This window comes from Thioalkalivibrio sp. ALE22 (genome assembly GCF_000381445.1).
In the GTDB taxonomy this organism is placed as follows: Bacteria; Pseudomonadota; Gammaproteobacteria; order Ectothiorhodospirales; family Ectothiorhodospiraceae; genus Thioalkalivibrio.
Genome location: NZ_KB906502.1, coordinates 270,570 through 287,331 on the forward strand (window position 1 = coordinate 270,570; position 16,762 = coordinate 287,331).

17 protein-coding genes are annotated in these 16,762 nt (G+C 66.1%); 9 read left to right on the forward strand and 8 right to left on the reverse strand.

Features of this window, described 5'->3' with window-relative positions:
* Window positions 1-4: 4 nt before the first annotated feature.
* The 4 genes from F793_RS0106085 to F793_RS0106100 all read right to left on the reverse strand — a co-directional run bounded on the left by F793_RS0106085 (window position 5) and on the right by F793_RS0106100 (window position 3,016).
* Window positions 5-1,411 (reverse strand): heterodisulfide reductase-related iron-sulfur binding cluster, encoded by a 1,407-nt coding sequence (locus tag F793_RS0106085; RefSeq protein WP_018867553.1) that lies wholly within the window; start codon window positions 1,409-1,411, stop codon window positions 5-7.
* Window positions 1,412-1,454: 43 nt separating this feature from the next.
* The gene (locus F793_RS0106090; RefSeq protein ID WP_017941141.1) at window positions 1,455-2,129 is read right to left on the reverse strand and encodes a 4Fe-4S dicluster domain-containing protein; all 675 of its coding nucleotides are present in this window, start codon (window positions 2,127-2,129) and stop codon (window positions 1,455-1,457) included.
* A gap of 189 nt (window positions 2,130-2,318) precedes the next feature.
* Window positions 2,319-2,549: a sulfurtransferase TusA family protein gene (locus F793_RS0106095; RefSeq protein WP_017941140.1), complete on the reverse strand. Its 231-nt coding sequence runs from the start codon at window positions 2,547-2,549 to the stop codon at window positions 2,319-2,321.
* A gap of 137 nt (window positions 2,550-2,686) precedes the next feature.
* Window positions 2,687-3,016: a rhodanese-like domain-containing protein gene (locus F793_RS0106100; protein WP_018867554.1), complete on the reverse strand. Its 330-nt coding sequence runs from the start codon at window positions 3,014-3,016 to the stop codon at window positions 2,687-2,689.
* 199 nt (window positions 3,017-3,215) lie between these two features.
* Here F793_RS0106100 and F793_RS0106105 point away from each other — a divergent pair, with 199 nt between their 5' ends.
* From F793_RS0106105 to soxB, 3 genes are all read left to right on the forward strand, one after another.
* A complete protein-coding gene (locus tag F793_RS0106105) occupies window positions 3,216-3,569 on the forward strand; it encodes a hypothetical protein (protein ID WP_018867555.1) in 354 nt (117 codons plus the stop codon).
* Window positions 3,570-3,645: 76 nt separating this feature from the next.
* Window positions 3,646-5,067: a M48 family metalloprotease gene (locus tag F793_RS0106110; protein ID WP_026279301.1), complete on the forward strand. Its 1,422-nt coding sequence runs from the start codon at window positions 3,646-3,648 to the stop codon at window positions 5,065-5,067.
* A gap of 94 nt (window positions 5,068-5,161) precedes the next feature.
* Window positions 5,162-6,970 carry a thiosulfohydrolase SoxB gene (gene soxB, locus F793_RS0106115; protein ID WP_018877062.1) on the forward strand — a complete coding sequence of 603 codons (1,809 nt, stop codon included), beginning with the start codon at window positions 5,162-5,164 and terminating at the stop codon, window positions 6,968-6,970.
* A gap of 142 nt (window positions 6,971-7,112) precedes the next feature.
* Here soxB and F793_RS0106120 read toward each other — a convergent pair whose 3' ends face one another.
* Window positions 7,113-7,568: an RT0821/Lpp0805 family surface protein gene (locus F793_RS0106120; RefSeq protein ID WP_038036983.1), complete on the reverse strand. Its 456-nt coding sequence runs from the start codon at window positions 7,566-7,568 to the stop codon at window positions 7,113-7,115.
* Window positions 7,569-7,843: 275 nt separating this feature from the next.
* Here F793_RS0106120 and F793_RS0106125 point away from each other — a divergent pair, with 275 nt between their 5' ends.
* The 4 genes from F793_RS0106125 to F793_RS0106140 all read left to right on the forward strand — a co-directional run bounded on the left by F793_RS0106125 (window position 7,844) and on the right by F793_RS0106140 (window position 11,759).
* Window positions 7,844-8,182: a hypothetical protein gene (locus F793_RS0106125; protein ID WP_018867559.1), complete on the forward strand. Its 339-nt coding sequence runs from the start codon at window positions 7,844-7,846 to the stop codon at window positions 8,180-8,182.
* A 147-nt stretch (window positions 8,183-8,329) separates the two neighbouring features.
* Window positions 8,330-8,869 (forward strand): YjbF family lipoprotein, encoded by a 540-nt coding sequence (locus tag F793_RS0106130; RefSeq protein ID WP_026280825.1) that lies wholly within the window; start codon window positions 8,330-8,332, stop codon window positions 8,867-8,869.
* Window positions 8,870-8,886: 17 nt separating this feature from the next.
* Window positions 8,887-9,651 (forward strand): capsule biosynthesis GfcC family protein, encoded by a 765-nt coding sequence (locus F793_RS0106135; protein WP_018878548.1) that lies wholly within the window; start codon window positions 8,887-8,889, stop codon window positions 9,649-9,651.
* A complete protein-coding gene (locus tag F793_RS0106140) occupies window positions 9,648-11,759 on the forward strand; it encodes a YjbH domain-containing protein (protein ID WP_018878549.1) in 2,112 nt (703 codons plus the stop codon). Before F793_RS0106135 ends, F793_RS0106140 begins: the two co-directional genes overlap by 4 nt.
* Before the next feature lie 255 nt (window positions 11,760-12,014).
* On the opposite strand, the gene F793_RS0106145 is transcribed toward F793_RS0106140, so the two are convergent.
* From F793_RS0106145 to F793_RS0106155, 3 genes are read right to left on the reverse strand one after another with little or no spacing between them, the layout of a single operon-like run.
* Entirely contained in the window at window positions 12,015-14,195 is a 2,181-nt protein-coding gene (locus tag F793_RS0106145) for a polysaccharide biosynthesis tyrosine autokinase (RefSeq protein ID WP_018867563.1), read from the reverse strand.
* Window positions 14,196-14,217: 22 nt separating this feature from the next.
* Complete coding sequence (locus F793_RS0106150) at window positions 14,218-14,661, reverse strand: low molecular weight protein-tyrosine-phosphatase (RefSeq protein ID WP_018867564.1); 444 nt, start codon at window positions 14,659-14,661, stop codon at window positions 14,218-14,220.
* A 2-nt stretch (window positions 14,662-14,663) separates the two neighbouring features.
* Complete coding sequence (locus tag F793_RS0106155; protein WP_018867565.1) at window positions 14,664-15,794, reverse strand: polysaccharide export protein; 1,131 nt, start codon at window positions 15,792-15,794, stop codon at window positions 14,664-14,666.
* Window positions 15,795-15,910: 116 nt separating this feature from the next.
* On the opposite strand from F793_RS0106155, the gene F793_RS13985 reads away from it, so the two are divergent.
* The gene (locus F793_RS13985; RefSeq protein ID WP_155985249.1) at window positions 15,911-16,180 is read left to right on the forward strand and encodes a hypothetical protein; all 270 of its coding nucleotides are present in this window, start codon (window positions 15,911-15,913) and stop codon (window positions 16,178-16,180) included.
* Window positions 16,177-16,762 (forward strand): NAD-dependent epimerase/dehydratase family protein (locus F793_RS0106160; protein WP_019592786.1); only part of this gene is annotated, 586 nt, incomplete at its 3' end. The genes F793_RS13985 and F793_RS0106160, both read left to right, overlap by 4 nt.

A 16,762-nucleotide genomic window follows, 5' to 3' on the forward strand; every position in this document is an offset into this window, starting at 1 on the left:
TGCATCAGACCTTGCCCCCGTAAGCGAGTTCAGGATTGTAGAGGTATTCGATATTGCCGGCCTCGACCTCCTTCAGGTACTCCTGGAAGGTCTTCTTGGCCTCGGACCAGGACATGCCCATCTTCTCGACCAGGTCCTCGCAGGGCGACGCATGCCACTGCAGCTGGACGATCTTGAACGGATCCGCACCGCAGGCCAGGGCCGCGAACTGGACTTCCGCCATGATCGGAATCTGGAAGTTCTGGTTGTGGGCCTTACCGATCCACTGGTTCTTGTCCATGGTGGTGACGCAGCCGGTGTCGTTGGCCAGCATCACGTCGGCGTTGGCTTCCTCGCGGGCCACGCGGATCTTGCGATCCATCGTGAACGAGCGGGTGAACTCGCGCTCGGAGATGATGTGGCGGAAGCCGAAGCCGCAGCAGTCGTACCAGGTCGAGTAGTCGATCACCTGCGCACCCAGGGCCTGGGCGGTGGAGGTGATGATCGCGGTACGGTTGCCACCCAGCACGGACGGATCGTACACCGCGTCCTCGTGCACCATCTTGTAGTAATGGCAGGCCACGTGGGCGGTGGTGCGGATGTTGGAGACGTCGATGGTCTGCAGCTCGGAGGCGATGCGGTTGCGCATCACGTGCACCCACTCGGAGTAGTGGATGATCTCTTCCGGGATGACCAGCTTGCCGTCGACCAGGCGCCCCAGCTTGCCAAGGATCTTGGTGACCTTTTCGCGCAGCTCGGCGGACTCCACCAGATACTTGCGGATCTCCTTGTAGTTGCCGAAGGAGGTGCCGCAATGGACCAGCGGGTAGAAGTGACCCAGCTCGTGCCCGTGCTGCTTGCCGGAGACGTAGGCCTGGTGGAAGTTGCGCAGGAACACCGCCGCCAGCGACTCGACGTTCCCGATACCGGAACCGTGGTAGTTCCACGCGGTGCAGGAGGTCTGGTCGGTCTCGTCGAGGTAGTCCTTGCCCGGCTCGAAGCCGAACTTGTTCATGAACCACAGCAGCGAGGTCGGGTAGCCCGGGATGTTGCCGCACTGGCCGCAGGACTTGTGGTGCCACAGCTGCTTGGTCGGGACCTTCTTCTCCCAGCCGAACAGGGTGTTCACCGACATCGGCTCGTGCTGATCCTCGATGCGATGGATGATGATCTGGCCGTCCTTCTCGAGCTCGTACATATGCTCGCGGACGTCATCCATGCGATCACCAAGATCGATGGTGCGGCGGTCGACGTGCTTGCGCACCCAGTCGGTGGCCTTGACCGCGTCTTCCTTCGACAGATCGGTCGACTGGAAGAACGAACCGTGACCGGCAATGCCCTGGCCGTCGGTGTTGTGGTAGCCCGGCTTCATGGTGCCGGCGCCAGCGCCTTCACCATTCTGGTTGTGATTGCCTGGGGTCTGTTCACTCATAACGCTTCTCCTGATGTCTTGGATGCGGGATTCGGCGAGCGACTTATTCGTCGTCTTCCTCTTCCTGCTCCTCGAGCCAGTCTTCGTAGTCCTCGCGCTTCTCGTCGATGAAGTCTTCGATCACGTCGAAGAGGTTCTCGTCCATCAGTTCGAGGGACTTCAGGACCCCGGTCATTTCCCAGATGGTGTACATCTCGACCGAGGTCTTCAGGGACACTTCCCAGGCGGTCTCGACCGTCTGCAGCGTCTTCACCGGAATCGCCTTGCGCAGGATGCGCAGATCGCCTTCCACCTTCTGGATGTTGGGGCCCCAGTCAGGGAAGTGATCGGGCTGGATCATGTCGGGGGACAGCTGGTTACCCGTGGTGATCAGCTTGAGCATCACGCGGCCGAACGGACGGAGTACGTCCTTCGCGGACTGCATCTCGTGCTTGATGGCCACTTCGCGCATGATCGCGACCAGGCCACCGGGAGAGTTCTTGAACGGGCAGCGCGCCGCACAGGTCATGCACTGGGCGCAGGCCCAGATCTTTTCCTGCATCGCGTCGTAGATCTGCTCGACGTTCTCGGTCCAGAGCAGCTGGACGATCTCGCGTGGCGAGTAATCGTAGAACTGGGCGGACGGGCACGTGGCCGTGCAGATCCCGCAGTTCAGGCAGCCGTTGAGCTCGTGGTCGTAGCGAAAATCCCCGCGGATATCGTCGAAGATTTGCTGCATCTCAGCGTATGTCGCCATATCTCACACCTCTTCGCTTTAGGCGATGCAGGTTTCTTTGTGAACCTTGCGCAGCCAGCCTAGACCTCGTCCAGGCACCAATCCAGTTACCGCATGGCAACCGTCGTTATTCAGGATTCGGGGCGGTCAACCCTTGCGGATTGCCGCCCCGAATCAAGCGTTTGAAACGCTTCAGGCCTTCTTTACGAGGAAGTAGAACTTGCCGCCTTCTTCCTTGTGTTCCATCAGCTCGTTGCCGGTTTGCTTGGCGAAGGCCTGGAAGTCCTTCACGGCGCCCGGATCGGTGGCGATGATATGCAGAACCTGGCCGGCGTCCATCGCGGCGAGCGCCTTCTTGGCGCGCAGAATGGGCAGCGGGCAGTTCAGGCCGGAAGCATCGAGTTCTTGGTCAAAGTTGGCCATCGTTTCTCTCCTTTGAGTGCGTTTTATCAGTCGGGTACTGCAGTCCGAATCGGGCCCTGAACGCGACAGCCTCGACCGAACAGTTACCTGCCGAATTCCCCCTTATAGGCGAAACGGCATCGGAATACAACCGAATTCTAATCCGGGCTTACCACCGGCTTGCCCGTCTGTGCCCAGCCGACGATACCGCCACGCAGGCTGCTGGCGCAGTCGACACCCTGCTGGGCGAGAAAGGCACAGGCCTGCGCGGAACGCGCGCCACTCTGGCAGTAGATCACCAGCGGCGTGTCGTCGCCGGTGAACTCGTCCTTGCGCATCGGCAGGGTCGCCAGCGGGATCAGCTCGGCACCCGGAATGACCCCGCGCCCGGTCTCGCCCGGCGAGCGCACGTCGAGCAGGCGAAAGGTCTTGCCTTCGCTGCGCCACTGCTCCAGTTCGTCCGGGGTGATCTCGCTGAATCCGTACACGCTGTGCTCCGGGTCGTCTCGTCGTGGAATGCGAACTCTCGCGACTCCCGCCGGCATGCCTTCGGCGCTGACAGCGCAAGAGTGGGCGCGGAGCATAGCGAAACCGGCCGCAAATGCAAACAAGTCCGACGGCGGGCAGGTGGATGGTCGCCCGTGGCGAAAAGTTCTGCTATGGTCGCTCCCGCTTCAGGAAACGCTGATGCATACTGATCAGCTTCATTGCTTCGCGGAGGATATCCCGGTGGACAAGAGCGAATTCCAGGTGGACGGCCATTACGCCGTCACGCTGAAAGACGAAAACGGCAAGCTGCGCCCCGCCAACATCTATGTGCACGACATGCAGGACGACTACATGATCGCGCGCCGCACCTCCGGTGGCGACGTCGGCCTGCTGTTCAAGATGGGCTACGACGACATCGTCAAGAAGGTCCGGACTCACAAGGTACTGGATCGCAAGAAGTTCATGGTGCCCGAGGCGATGCTCAAGCCGAAGCTGTGGGAAACCCGTGACAGCATGCGCACCTATTCGTCGGCCCCGGGGCTTGGCAAGTAACTACGCCTCCCGGCATTGCCGCAATGCAGGGCCGGCGCCCGCCGGCCCTCGCGGCCTGCTGTTTATTGCTCATTTCCTGCTCGCCGCGCTGCTGGCGCTGGCACTACTGGCGGCCCCGCCCGCCCACTCCGGCGGGGTCTCCCTCCCTGATCTCGGCGAGGCCTCCGGCGGCGTCCTGACCCCCGCCGAAGAACGCGAGCTCGGTCGCTCGCTGCTGCGCGAGATCCGCCGCACCGCCCCGCTGGTCACCGACCCCGAGGTCGTGTTCTACGTGGACTCGCTCGGGCGCCAGCTCCTGGCTAACGCCCCCAGTGCAGACGGCCCCTTCTACTTCCTGACCGTAGACAACGGCCAGGTCAACGCCTTTGCGATGCCCGGGGGCATCATCGGCATTCACGCCGGACTGATCCTCGAGGTCCGCGATGAAGCCGAACTGGCGGCGGTCATGGCACACGAGATCGCCCATGTGACCCAGCGTCACCTGGCGCGCATGTTCGCGCGCGGGCGCGACATCAACTTCACCACCGGCCTGGCGATCCTGGCGGGCATCCTCGCCTCCGCGGTCGACCCGACGCTGGGCTCGGCGGTCATCACCGGCGGCGTGGCCGGCGGCATCCAGCAGCAGATCAACTTCACCCGCGCGAACGAGGCCGAGGCCGACCGCGCCGGCATGCAGATCCTGCAAGGCACCGGGTTCGACCCGCACGCGATGGCGGATTTCTTCGAGCGGTTGCAGGAGCTCTCGCGCGGGGTCGGCGACCAGGTACCGGAATACCTGCGCACCCACCCGGTAACCCTCGACCGCATCACCGATGCCCGCAACCGGGCCAGCCAGATGGCCGCGACCGAAACCCGCGCCCGCGGGCCCGAATTCGAATGGATGCAGGCCCGCGTGCAGGCCCTGAAAGACCCGCGCCGCACCCTGGAGCGCTTTCGCGCGACGGACTCCCCATCCCCCGCGCGGCGCTATGGCGCAGCCGTCGCCTATCTCGAGCGCGGAGAGGCCTCCCGCGCGCGCGAACAACTGGAACGGCTCGATGCCGCCGATGCCCCCGGGCTGACCCTCGAGCTGGCGTTCACCGCCCTGCTGCGCGAGGAGGGCGAACATGAACAGGCCCTCGAGCGGCTCCAGGACCTGGACGCGGTGTACCCCGGCCACCCGGTGATCCGGGAACGCCTCGCCCGCGTACACCGGGATCTTGGCCAGCCCGATCGCGCGATCCGCATCCTGTCGGACATGGTCCGCCAGGAGGCCGCCCCCAACCCGGAGCTGCTGCGCCTGCAGGCCGACATCGCGGACGGCGCGGGCTATGTTGCAATCAGCCGCGAAGCCATGGCCGAATACTTCTTCCACCGCGCTCAGTATGAAGAAGCGGTCCGCCAGTTCGAGGCCGCCATGGACGCCTCGGATGCCAGCGATCGGGACCGCCAGCGTATCGAGGACAAGCGTGACTCCGCCCGCGAGACCGCGCGCGAGGCCCGCGAGGGGCGGCGCTAGGGAATGCACGCCGGCAACGGATCGTCTACCTCGCGTCGCAAAATGTCTTTACTGCCATTCACCACCAACCCGGAATAGAGAGGTAGGATTCCTCATGCACATCTCACGCCGAGAATTCATGCAGTTGCTGGCCGCCGCCAGCGCCGCCGGTTTCCCCCTGGGCACCGCTGCCTGCAGCAACAACAAGGGCGGCACCGCGGGTGATCCCTACGATGCGCTGGATCGCTTCGGCAACGTGCACCTGCTGCACTACACCGACTGCCACGCCCAGCTGAAGCCGATCTACTTCCGCGAACCGAACATGAACCTCGGCGTGGCCGACATGCGCAATCGCCCGCCGCATATCGTGGGCGAGCACTTCCTCAAGCACTACGACATCGAGCGCGACAGCATCTACGCGCACGCCTACACCAATCTCGACTTCATGGAAGCGGCCGAGAAATACGGTCGTGTGGGCGGCTTCGCGCACCTCAAGACCCTGGTCGACAAGCTGCGTGACTCCCGCCCGAACGCCCTCCTGCTGGATGGCGGCGATACCTGGGGCGGCGGCTCCGGCTCCGCGCTGTGGACCAACGCGCAGGACATGGTGGATGCACAGAAGCTGCTGGGCATCGACATCATGACCGGCCACTGGGAATTCACCTACGGCGCCGACCGCGTCGAAGAGGTCGTGAACGGCGACTTCGCCGACGCAGGCATCGACTTCGTGGCCCAGAACGTGCGCGACGTGGACTGGGGTGATCGGATCTTCAAGCCCTACGTGATCCGCGAGATGAATGGCGTGAACGTGGCGGTCGTAGGTCAGGCCTTCCCCTACACCCCCATCGCCAACCCGCGCTGGATGGTGGAGCAGTGGTCCTTCGGCATCCGCCCGGACGACATGCAGGAACAGGTCAACGCGGCCCGCGCGGAGGGCGCCGAGATCGTCGTCGCCCTGTCGCACAACGGCATGGACGTGGACATCAAGATGGCCGGTATGGTCGAGGGACTGGACGCCATCATGGGTGGCCACACCCACGACGCCGTGCCGCAGCCGCTGCCGGTGGAGCGCCCCGATGGCGGCACCTGCCTGGTCACCAACGCCGGCTCCAACGCCAAGTTCGTCGGCGTGCTGGACTTCGACTTCCGCGACGGCGCGATCCAGGACTGGGAATACCGCCTGGTGCCGGTGTTCGCCGAGATGCTGCCGGAACACCCGGGCATGGCCTCGTTCATCCACAACATGCGCAACAGCGAGGTCACCTGGAAGGGCGAAACCTTCAACATGGAGGAAAAGCTGTCCGAAGAACTGGCGGTCACCGACGACCTGCTTTACCGCCGCGGCAATTTCAACGGCACCTTCGACCAGCTGATCTGCGACGGCCTGATCGAATACAACGACGCCCAGATCTCCTTCTCCCCGGGCTTCCGCTGGGGCACCACGGTGCTGCCGGGCATGCCCATCACCTTCGAGCACGTGATGGACCAGACCGGCCTGACCTATCCGGAGATGACCCGCAACACCTTCACCGGGGCCCAGATCAAGGACATCCTGGAAGACGTCGCGGACAACCTCTACAACGCCGACCCCTTCTACCAGCAGGGCGGCGACATGGTGCGCGTCGGCGGCCTGAAATATGCCATCGATCCGACCGCCGAGATCGGCAACCGGATCTCCGAGATGGAACTGGACGGCCGCAAGCTGGATGCCGACAAGGAATACGTCGTCGCCGGCTGGGCCAGCGTGCAGCAGAATGTTCCGGGCGGTGTCGGGGTCGACATCTGGGATGGTGTCGCCGAATACCTGCGCAGCCTGGACGGCAACGTACGCATCAGCGACCTCAACGAACCCAAGGTCAAGGGTATCGGCGAGGACAACCTCGGTTTCGTTCCGACCACCGAGGACATGTACCGCCGCTCCTGATCGGTTGCCGGCACCCGTCCGGGCCTTGCCTGGAACGAGAAAGCCCCGCTCATGCGGGGCTTTTTTGTGGCTGCGCGGCTCTCGACAGCCGTGCTTGACCGGTTACCACCGGAACCCAAGACTGAGCGATCACGCCTGGACGTCAGACGTTCACCCAGCGCCCGCTGGCATCGCGGCAGGCCGTGCCCGTGATGGTCTCCGGATATCCGTCCATCGTTGCCTGCACCTGATACTCGCGGCAGTCCTGCCCCGAGGAACGGTAGGTGCGGGTGGGCGTGGCCTGATACTGATGCCCGGTGTTCGGATTGCGCCAGGTCGAGCTCTGCCGGTCCGGGACCGTCTCCAGCGTGCGCGACACCCGCATCCGGTCGACATCGTCCATGCTGCGCCCCACCGAACCGCCGATCGCCGCACCCGCCAGGGTGCCGGCAATAATCGCGGCGGTACGCCCGCGCCCGCCGCCGATCTGACTGCCGATCGCGCCCCCGGCGGCCCCGCCGATCAGGGCCCCGGTCTGCTGCTTGCTGATCGTCTGACACCCCGCCAGCAGTGCCACCGCACCCGCCAGTGCCAGCATCATCAGGATTCTGCTCATCATCTGTGCCTCCATTGCGCCGCCATCCGGCCACGCGATCACTTGACCCATTCCAGCCTAGGCCTGCTTGGCTGAACCCTTCGTGAAGAGACCCGCGATGCGGCAGCCGGGACCGAATGTGACCTCCAGAGGGCAAAATTCCCAACCCGATCAAAACACGTACGCGAAACCCCGTATTCACCTCTCAAAATCACCCCCCTGCTCTGGCCCGCGGGTGCGCTCCCCTCCTAGACTGCATCCCGACAACCGACACCCCCGGTGAAGCGAGGAACGTGACCATGATCAAGAAGATACTTGCCACGGCCGCCGTTGCAGGCCTGTTCGCAACCAACCCCCTGATGGCGCAATCCGTCGGTACGACGGGCGGCCCCGCTGCGGCTGCCCCGTCCAGCGCCAGTTCCAGCGCGAGCGCCCCGCAGGGCCGCGCCAATGCGCCGGTGGCGGGCGGCTCTCCGTCCGGCGGCATCTCCGCGGCCGCTCGGTCCGAACCGGGCGCGATCTCGCGCATCGCCACCCGCTCCGGCCGTCTGGTCGGCCTGATTGCGTCGACCGGCACCACGCCGGGCACGGGTACCACCCCGGGTACCGGCACCACCCCGGCTACGGGCACCCGGTAACGCCAGCCCATGCGGACCAATCCGCTCTTCCCTCGCGAAGGCCGCCTCCGGGCGGCTTTCGCATGTCTGGGCCTGGGAATTTTCGTGAGCCTGGTCACGGGCTGCGGCAGCGGGGGCCCCACCCCGCTCGGGGCATCCCTGAAAGGGATGGTTTCCGGAGGCCCGGACGTGACCTCCCACGCCGAGGAGCTCCCGTACGCATCCCTCGCGGTCCACACCGAGAACCACCGCGGGCTGCTGATCCTTGGGGCGATGGCGAATGGGCACACGTACTGGCCAAGCGCCGAGGGACTGTCGCTCCAGTTGCGCGACGGGGGCCTCTTCGCCACGGCCGGTATGGGTCGCGACCTGCTCGGCACCCACTACCCAGGCATGGACGGTTCCCCCTGGCGGAGTACCTCTCCCGCCGGCTACGCCATCGAGCGCCACGTCCGCGACGCCTCGGGGACCGTGGTGCGCCACGTCGGTGAGGGCACGCTCGAATGCAGCGCCCCCACCACGCGGGAATTGCCCCTGGCCACGCTGGAACTCGAGCGCTGTCGCGAACGGATCGACTGGAAACAGGCCGGCACCACCCGCGCCGAATTCTGGCGCGATCCCGAAACCCGCGATCTCTGGGAGTACGAAGGTCAGGCCTGGCCGGACGGTCCCGCGATCGCCTGGCAGGTGGCGCGCCCCTGGTGGTAGCCGCGGCTGGAGACCTCATGCAGAAGCCATTGCGCCTTTTCTGGCCGGTCCTTTGCGGGCTGGTCCTGATCCCGGCGGCTGGCCAGGCCGACACGGCACCGGCCGGGACGCCCCTCCCCGACCACTGGGTCGCCTGGCAGGGCGAGCGGTCCGAACCGATCGACTGGGCCTACAGCTTCGGCCTGCGCAGCCGCGACAAACGTTCCGTGGACCACGAGCGCAAGCGACTGCTGGCCGAGATCGAACTGATCGGACAGACCATGGATATCGCCGGACGCCCGCAGACGGCGCGCGCTCTCAACGACTGGAGCCGAACTGTCGAATCAATGGAGCCCGCACCCAGGGCGCGCAGCGCGGAACGTCTCGACCTGCCCTGGCTCCTGGCGAACCTGCGCCACGCGCCGGCCACGGCCGACCTGGCACACATCGGCTATTGCAAGCCACCCGACTGGGTGGAGCTGTGGTCCATGGAGGGGGTCCAGCGCTACGAATGGCGGCCGGGCATGACCCTGCAAGACCTGCTGGGGCAACCGTCGCGCACTGCCGTTCGCGGCTCCGATACCGCCGCCGTGGTGACCCCGCTCGGGGAGGTCCATGTGTTCGGGATCGCCCCCTGGAACCGGGAAGACAGCGTGATCGCCCCGGGAACCCGGGTGATGGCACACCTCAACATCCGCGACCTGGGCGGAACCCTGGAAGGCGACCTCCTCAACCAGCGCCTGCCCCGCTTTCTTGCCACCCGCCTGCCGGGTGACGACTGCACCCTACGGACCCTGCCATGAATCCACCCGCACTCCCCCAGCGCCGCCGCAGCCTGGTGGTTGCCGTACTCATCGGTCTGGGCATACCCGCGGCCCAGGCCGACGACTTCGGACTCGGACAGGGCCAGCGCGATACCGGCGGCATCGGCCTGCTGCAGACGCCCACCGCCCGCACCGGCGACGCCGGCCATTTCGCCGCGGGCTGGAACCGGACGTTCCCCTATCGCCGCTGGAGCGTCTTTGTCCAGCCGATGGACTGGATGGAACTGGGGTTCCGCTATGTCCAGGTGGAAAACCGACCCTATCTGGCGGCCGGTGACGACGACCGCTACAACATCGACAAGGGGGCGGACCTGAAGCTGCGCCTGAAGCAGGAGACGCGCTACATCCCGGAGATCGCCGTCGGCTTCCAGGACCTTGGCGGCACCACCCTTTTCGGCGGGGAGTACCTGGTCGCGAACAAGCGCTGGAATAATCTCGATTTCTCCCTGGGCCTTGGCTGGGGCTATCTGGGCAACCATGGCGACATCGAATCGCCGCTGGGCTGGATCCACGACAGCTTCGACACCCGCCCACGGTCCGCCGGCGGCGGACAGGGCGGGCAGGTCGCCACACACCAGATGTTCCGCGGGCCCGCCGCCGTTTTCGGCGGGGTGGAGTACCAGACCCCCTGGGACCGGTTGTTGCTGCAGGTCGAGTACGAGGGCAACACCTATCAGCACGAACCCCAGAGCAATGCCCAGGAGCAGGACTCGCGTTTCAACTTCGGCGCCCGCCTGCGTCTGACCCGCAACGTGGAGCTGCACGCCGGCTGGGAACGCGGCAATACCGCCATGGTCGGCCTGCACTTCACGACCAACCTGGCCCGGCTGTCACAGCCCAAGGCCGATGACCCGGCCCCGGTCGAACCCGCCCATCTGGAGCGACGCGACTGGGATGCGGTCGCGGCTGACCTCAATGCCAACGCCGGGATTCACGTGACCGAGATTCGCCAGGTCGGCGACACCCTCCGAGTGACCGGCCAGCCCAGCCGTTTCCGCGACCTGAAGCAGTCCGAAGGCCGAGCCAATCGCCTGCTGGAGGCCCAGGCCGACGCCGGCATTCATACCTTCCAGTACCGCTGGCAGACCCTCGGGCTCGATCTGCGCGAGAGCCTGCACGATCGCGAGGCCTTTGGCCGCGCCCTGGCCTCGGCCGATCACGAGACCGACTACCGCCACGGGGTGCGGGTACGCGATTCCAAACCCTCGGACCACGAACGCGGCGACGTCCTTTACGAGGCCGAACCGCGCCGCTTCGAGTGGGGCATGGGGCCCTCGCTGGAACAGAACTTCGGCGGACCGGATGGCTATCTCTATCGCCTCTCGGCCTATCTCGACGCCAGCTATTTCCTGAGCCAGGGCACCTGGATCTCGTCCATGCTGTCCACCACGTTGCTGGACAACCTGGAGAACTACGACTACATCGCCGATTCGGAACTGCCCCGCGTGCGTACACACATCGGCGACTACCTGGCCGAGACGGATGTGGGGATCTCCAATCTGCAGGCCACCCACACCCAGCGCCTTGGCCAGGACTGGTACGCCATGGGTTACGGTGGCCTGCTGGAGACCATGTACGCCGGCATCGGTGGCGAGGTCCTGTACCGACCGTTCAACAGCCGCTGGGCCGTCGGACTGGATGCCAACTGGGTCCGCCAGCGCGCGTTCGACCAGCAGTTCGGCCTGCGCGACTACGAACAGGTCACCGGACATGTCACTTCCTACCTCGACACCGGTGTGCAGGACATCCATGCGCGGGTCAGCGTAGGCCGCTACCTCGCGGGCGACATCGGGACCACCCTCGACTTCTCGCGCGAGTTCGACAATGGCGTAGTGGTCGGCGCCTGGTCCACATTCACCGACGCGGGCGACGACTTCGGGGAAGGCAGCTTCGACAAGGGCCTGTACCTGTCCGTGCCATACGACTCGTTCTTCTCCACCTCCAGCCGCAACCGGGCCAACATCGCCTGGCAGCCGCTGACCCGCGACGGCGGCGCGCGCCTCAACCGGCGCCATCAGCTGTTCGACATCACCGAGGAACGCCAGATCGGCCGCTACTGGGACGACCCCGACGCCACCTGGCGTTAGATCCGGGTTCGTCCCTTCGGGTCCCCGGGCTGCGAATCGCCCTTTTCCCTGGACCGCGGCACACCGACGCCCCCCGGCGGCAGCCGACACATAGGCCGTCGCGGGCACCCCGGCACCGGCTCGAATAGCGCACCCGGTGAACGTGCACGCCCCACCGCGCCGCCTTCCTTCCGCTCCCCCTCCAGCAAAAAGCCCCGGCAGGTGCCGGAGCTCCGCTTGAGGCCCGTTCGGGCCCGGGCGCGCGGTTACCGCCTGCTACTTGTAGGAGTAGTGGTAATAGCCATACCCGTAACTGGTCGAGGCCTTGTACTCGATCGAGTTCAGGATGCACCCACGCACATCCACACCGGCCGCTTCCAGGCGGCGCCGGGCCGAGTCGATCTCGCGCAGCGGGTTCAGCTGGAAGCGCACGACCATCAGCGTGGTCGAGCACTGGCGGGCCACCACGGCGGCGTCGGTCACCGCCAGGATCGGCGGCGTGTCGATCAGCACCAGGTCATAGGCGCGGCTGACCTGATCGAGCAGGCGGCTGAAACGGTCTCCCATTAACAGCTCGGAGGGGTTGGGGGGCGCGCTGCCGCGCGCGATGTAATGCAGCCCCTCGACCTCCGTACGACGCACGATGCCGTCCAGCGACTCGCGCTCGCCCAGGTATTCCGACAGCCCACCGTCGCTGCGCTGCCCGAAGGCGTGGTGCACGTGACCCTTGCGCAGATCCGCATCCACCAGCAGGACCCGCTGGCCCGCCTGGGCACAGACCGCCGCGAGGTTTACGGACACGAAGCTCTTGCCCACGTCCGGGCTCGGCCCCGTAATCACCAGTCGGTTGTTGGCCGCCTCGAGCATCGCGAAGTGCAGGCTGCTGCGCAGGCCGCGCAGGGCCTCGACCGCATCGTCGGCGGGGTCAATCGAGGCGAGCACGCCCCCCGGCACCTCATAGCCGCGCGGCTGGCGGCGCCGCTTGACCCGACGCAACAGGTTTTCCTGCTGCCGGGATCGCGGCACGCTGGCATACACCGGCAGGTCGATGCCCTCGATCTCTTCCTGCGACTCGACGCCGCGGTTCAGCATCCCGCGCACCAGGACCAGCGCAATGGCCAGCCCCCCCCCGAAGACCGTGGACAGCATCACGATCATCCGCCGCTGGGGCTCCACGGGCGACAACCCGGCCTGGGCGTCATCGAGGATGCGCACGTTGCCAACCGTGCTGGCCCGGGCGATATCCATTTCCTGCATACGATTGAGCAGCTGGACATAGATGTCCTGGTTGACCTCGACATCGCGGTTCAGCCGCAGGATCTGTTGCTGGGTCTCCGGGAGCGCCCCGACCTCCTGGTTCAGCCGGTCGCGCTCGCTTTGCAGTTTCTGACGCTTCTCGATCAGGGCCGCATAGGTTGGATGGCTGGGCGTGTAGCGCCGGGAGATCTCGGCCTCCTCGAATTCCAGCTCGTTCAGCTGGCGCTCGAGGTTGACGATCCGGTCGAGCACGGTGCGGGTCTCCTGCGAGAGGTCCACGCTGTCCCGCTCCATCCGGTAGTCGTTCAGGGCATCCTCGGCCTCCTGCAGTTGCCCGCGGACATCCGGGACCTTCTCCTCCAGGAACTCGAGGCTCTTCTCGGCCTCGGCGGCCTTGCGCTGAATGTTCTGTGTCAGATAGATCTGGTTGATGGTGTTCAGGATGCGGCGCGCCCGATCCGGATCCGGGTCGGTCAGGGCGAGACTGAACACGCCGCTCTCGCGGCCCTGCTGTCCGACATCGAACTGGGCCCGCAGGGCGTTGATCGCGGCCAGGCGGGAACGGCGCCGAATGTCGAAGCGAGCCCCCGGGGCCGCGTCCAGTTCCGCCACCCGCAGGCGCACGGCCCCGTCAAGAAACTCCGCATCCTCGCCAACGCGGCCCTCGCCCAGGTCGCGATCACCGCCCAGGAGCCGGTAGTGGTCGCCGTCCAGCACCTCCAGCGTGAAGGTTTGTCCCTCGTAGGCCTGGGACACCCGGAACTCGCCGACATTAATCGATTCTCCGGCCCATACGCTCGAGCCGGCGAAGGCGGGGCGCTCCATGCCGCGGCGCACCAGATAGTCGCCCACTACCGGCATGCGCTGGGGCGTCACCTCCAGATCCAGCGATTCCTGGTCGACCGCGCGCCCGAGCACCATGCGCGAACGCAGGATCTGCAGCTCGGCCTCGACCCGGGGCTCCTGGCCCAGCATTTCGCGCACGTTCGCCAGGGGGCTGCTGAAACGCCCCATGTCCTCCACCTGCACCAGGGCATCGGCGCGGTAGATCGGGGTCGACAAAATCGCGTGCACCGCGCCGGCGACGGCGAACATCGCGGTGATCGCCAGGATCCACCACTTGTGGTCGAGCAGCTGGCCCAGCAGCCGGCCAATGTCCAGCTCGCCTTCCGGCGTGCCGGGGGAATGATTCCGGGTCATCGGTATGTACCTGTATCTAGAGTCATCGATTGAGGCGGCGTGCCCAGGCCTCGGCCGCTTCCACGAGCAGGGCATGGGTCTGCTCGAAGACCTCGGGGCTCTTGCCGTAGGGATCGGGGATATCGCGCCCCCCGCCCCCATCCAGCCAGTGCCCGAAGCGCATGGTCTTGCCCAGCACCTCCGGGTGGCGCGACCCGACCGCCTGACGCTGCCTCTCGCTCATGACCAGTACCAGGTCGGCGTGATGCAGGAAGTCAGGCTCCACCTGTCGCGCCACATGCGAGGCGACATCCAGCCCATCGGCCTCGGCCAGACGCCGGGCCTCGGGGTGGACGCCCTCCCCGACCACCGCCCCGAGGCCGGCCGATTCCACCTCGCGTGCGGGCAACCGGTCGCGCAGCAGGGCCTCGCCGACCGGGCTGCGGCAGATATTGCCGGTACAAACCACCAGAATCCGATTGAACATGGCTAGAGGTCATCCCCGAGGTTGCGAACATCACGCGTGGTACGGGACGCCTGATAGACCGCGCTCACGGTGGGCAGGAGCTGGCTGATCACGCGGTTCCAGCGCCCGAGCGGCGTGGTCGTGACGTAGACGATGTCCAGCGGCTCGAGCTCGAACTCGGCACCCAGCATCAGGGCCGAGGCATTGCGTGCATCCAGCTGATACACGGTGGCGAGCTTGTCGCTGTCCGGGGGGGACCGGCGGATCACGAAGATCCCGCTGGCGTCCGCGCGGGTTTCGTTAAATCCTCCGGCCTGGCTGAGGGCATCCATCAGGGTGACCTGGCCCCGCCCCAGCGGCAGACGCTGGGGATCGCCCACCTCCCCCATCACGTAGACCTGCTGGCCCGCGGTATCCGGAATGTGCAGGACATCGCCGTCACGCAGCAGCCGGTTCTGCGACATGTCCCCATGGCGCAGCATGTCGTACAGCGAGATGACGATCTCCTCCCCGTCGCGGGTCAGGATGACCTCGTGCCAGTTAGCCGAGTCCGCCAGCCCACCGGCATGCTGAATCGCATCGAGGACGGTCTGCGGGACATTGGTGACGGGCTGTACACCGGGCTCGCGCACCTCGCCGGTCACCCGCACGTTCTGCGAGTTGAATGCGGCCACGCGAACCTCGACCTGGGGCTCGTTCACGAATGCCGCCAGATCACGCGCAATGAGGTCGCGGACCTCCGCGACCGTGCGCCCCTCGACATGCACCCGGCCGATGTACGGATAGAAGATCGTGCCGTCCGAATGCACGGTGTTGCCCGATTCCACGGCGGAGCGCTCGCTCCCGGCCGGGATGGTCAGCTCCGGGTGCTCGTAGACGATGATCGCCAGCACATCGCCCCGACCCACGCGGTAGTCGTACGCGTCGACATCTTGTGCCAGCTCGTCGCTCACGCGGCGCAGATCCGGGGGCACCGAGCGTCCCTCCTGTGCCCGAATCAGCCCGAACGTGATCGGTTCAATATCCACCAGGTCCTCGATCGGGGCGCTGGAACTGCGCTCGGAGATATGCCCACCCGGGGCCCAGGCACAGCCGCCCAGGGTCATCCCCATGACCAGCGCCAGGGCCCAGCGTACGGCGGGTTTCTCGTTCATGGATCGTCCTCTTTATCGCGTTGCCGCAGCACCCGTGGTGCAACCAGTCGCGCGGCTTGATTCGTCATGGCGAGCGCGTGCGCACCCTCTAGCGGATGGTGCCAACCGTGTCACGAATGACCCGGATCGTCGCCGAACTGGCGCAGAATATCGGCGTCTCCCCCTGCCTCGACAACGCCCGGATCCGAAACTTACGGGCCCGTTCACAGCTTCGACGGATCGACCTCACGTTTCCCGGAAACGGCGTTGCGGGCCCGCGAACGGCGGTGCTTGAATCCATCGCGTTCCGTCCATGCGCGACTGTCCCGGACCTCCGTCACGCCGCATTCGCAGCGCTGCCGGAGGGCCGCGAACGGCCGCCATTCATCGAGGTAGAGGCGACATGAAAGTCCTGATCACCGGAGCAGCCGGCTTTATCGGCTCCCACCTGGCCCTGCGCCTGCTGGAACGCGGCGACACCGTGATCGGTGTCGACAACCTGAATGACTACTACGACCCGGGCCTGAAGCGGGCGCGTCTGGACCGCATCCGCGCCCTGCCGGCCGCCCGCCAGCACTTCGTGTTCGAGCAGCAGGACATCGCCGACCGTGCCGCGATGGAGCGGGTATTCCGCGAGCACCGTCCGCAGCGGGTGGTAAACCTGGCGGCCCAGGCCGGGGTGCGCTACTCGCTGGAGAACCCGGCGGCCTATGTCGACACCAACCTGGTCGGCTTCGGCAACATCCTGGAGGGCTGCCGCCACAACGGCGTGGAGCACCTGGTCTACGCCAGCTCCAGCTCGGTCTACGGCGCCAACACCACCATGCCGTTCTCGGTGCACGACAACGTCGACCACCCGCTGTCGCTCTACGCCGCGAGCAAGAAGGCCAACGAGCTGATGGCGCACACCTACAGCCACCTCTACGACCTGCCGGTCACGGGCCTGCGCTTCTTCACCGTCTACGGCCCCTGGGGCCGCCCGGACATGG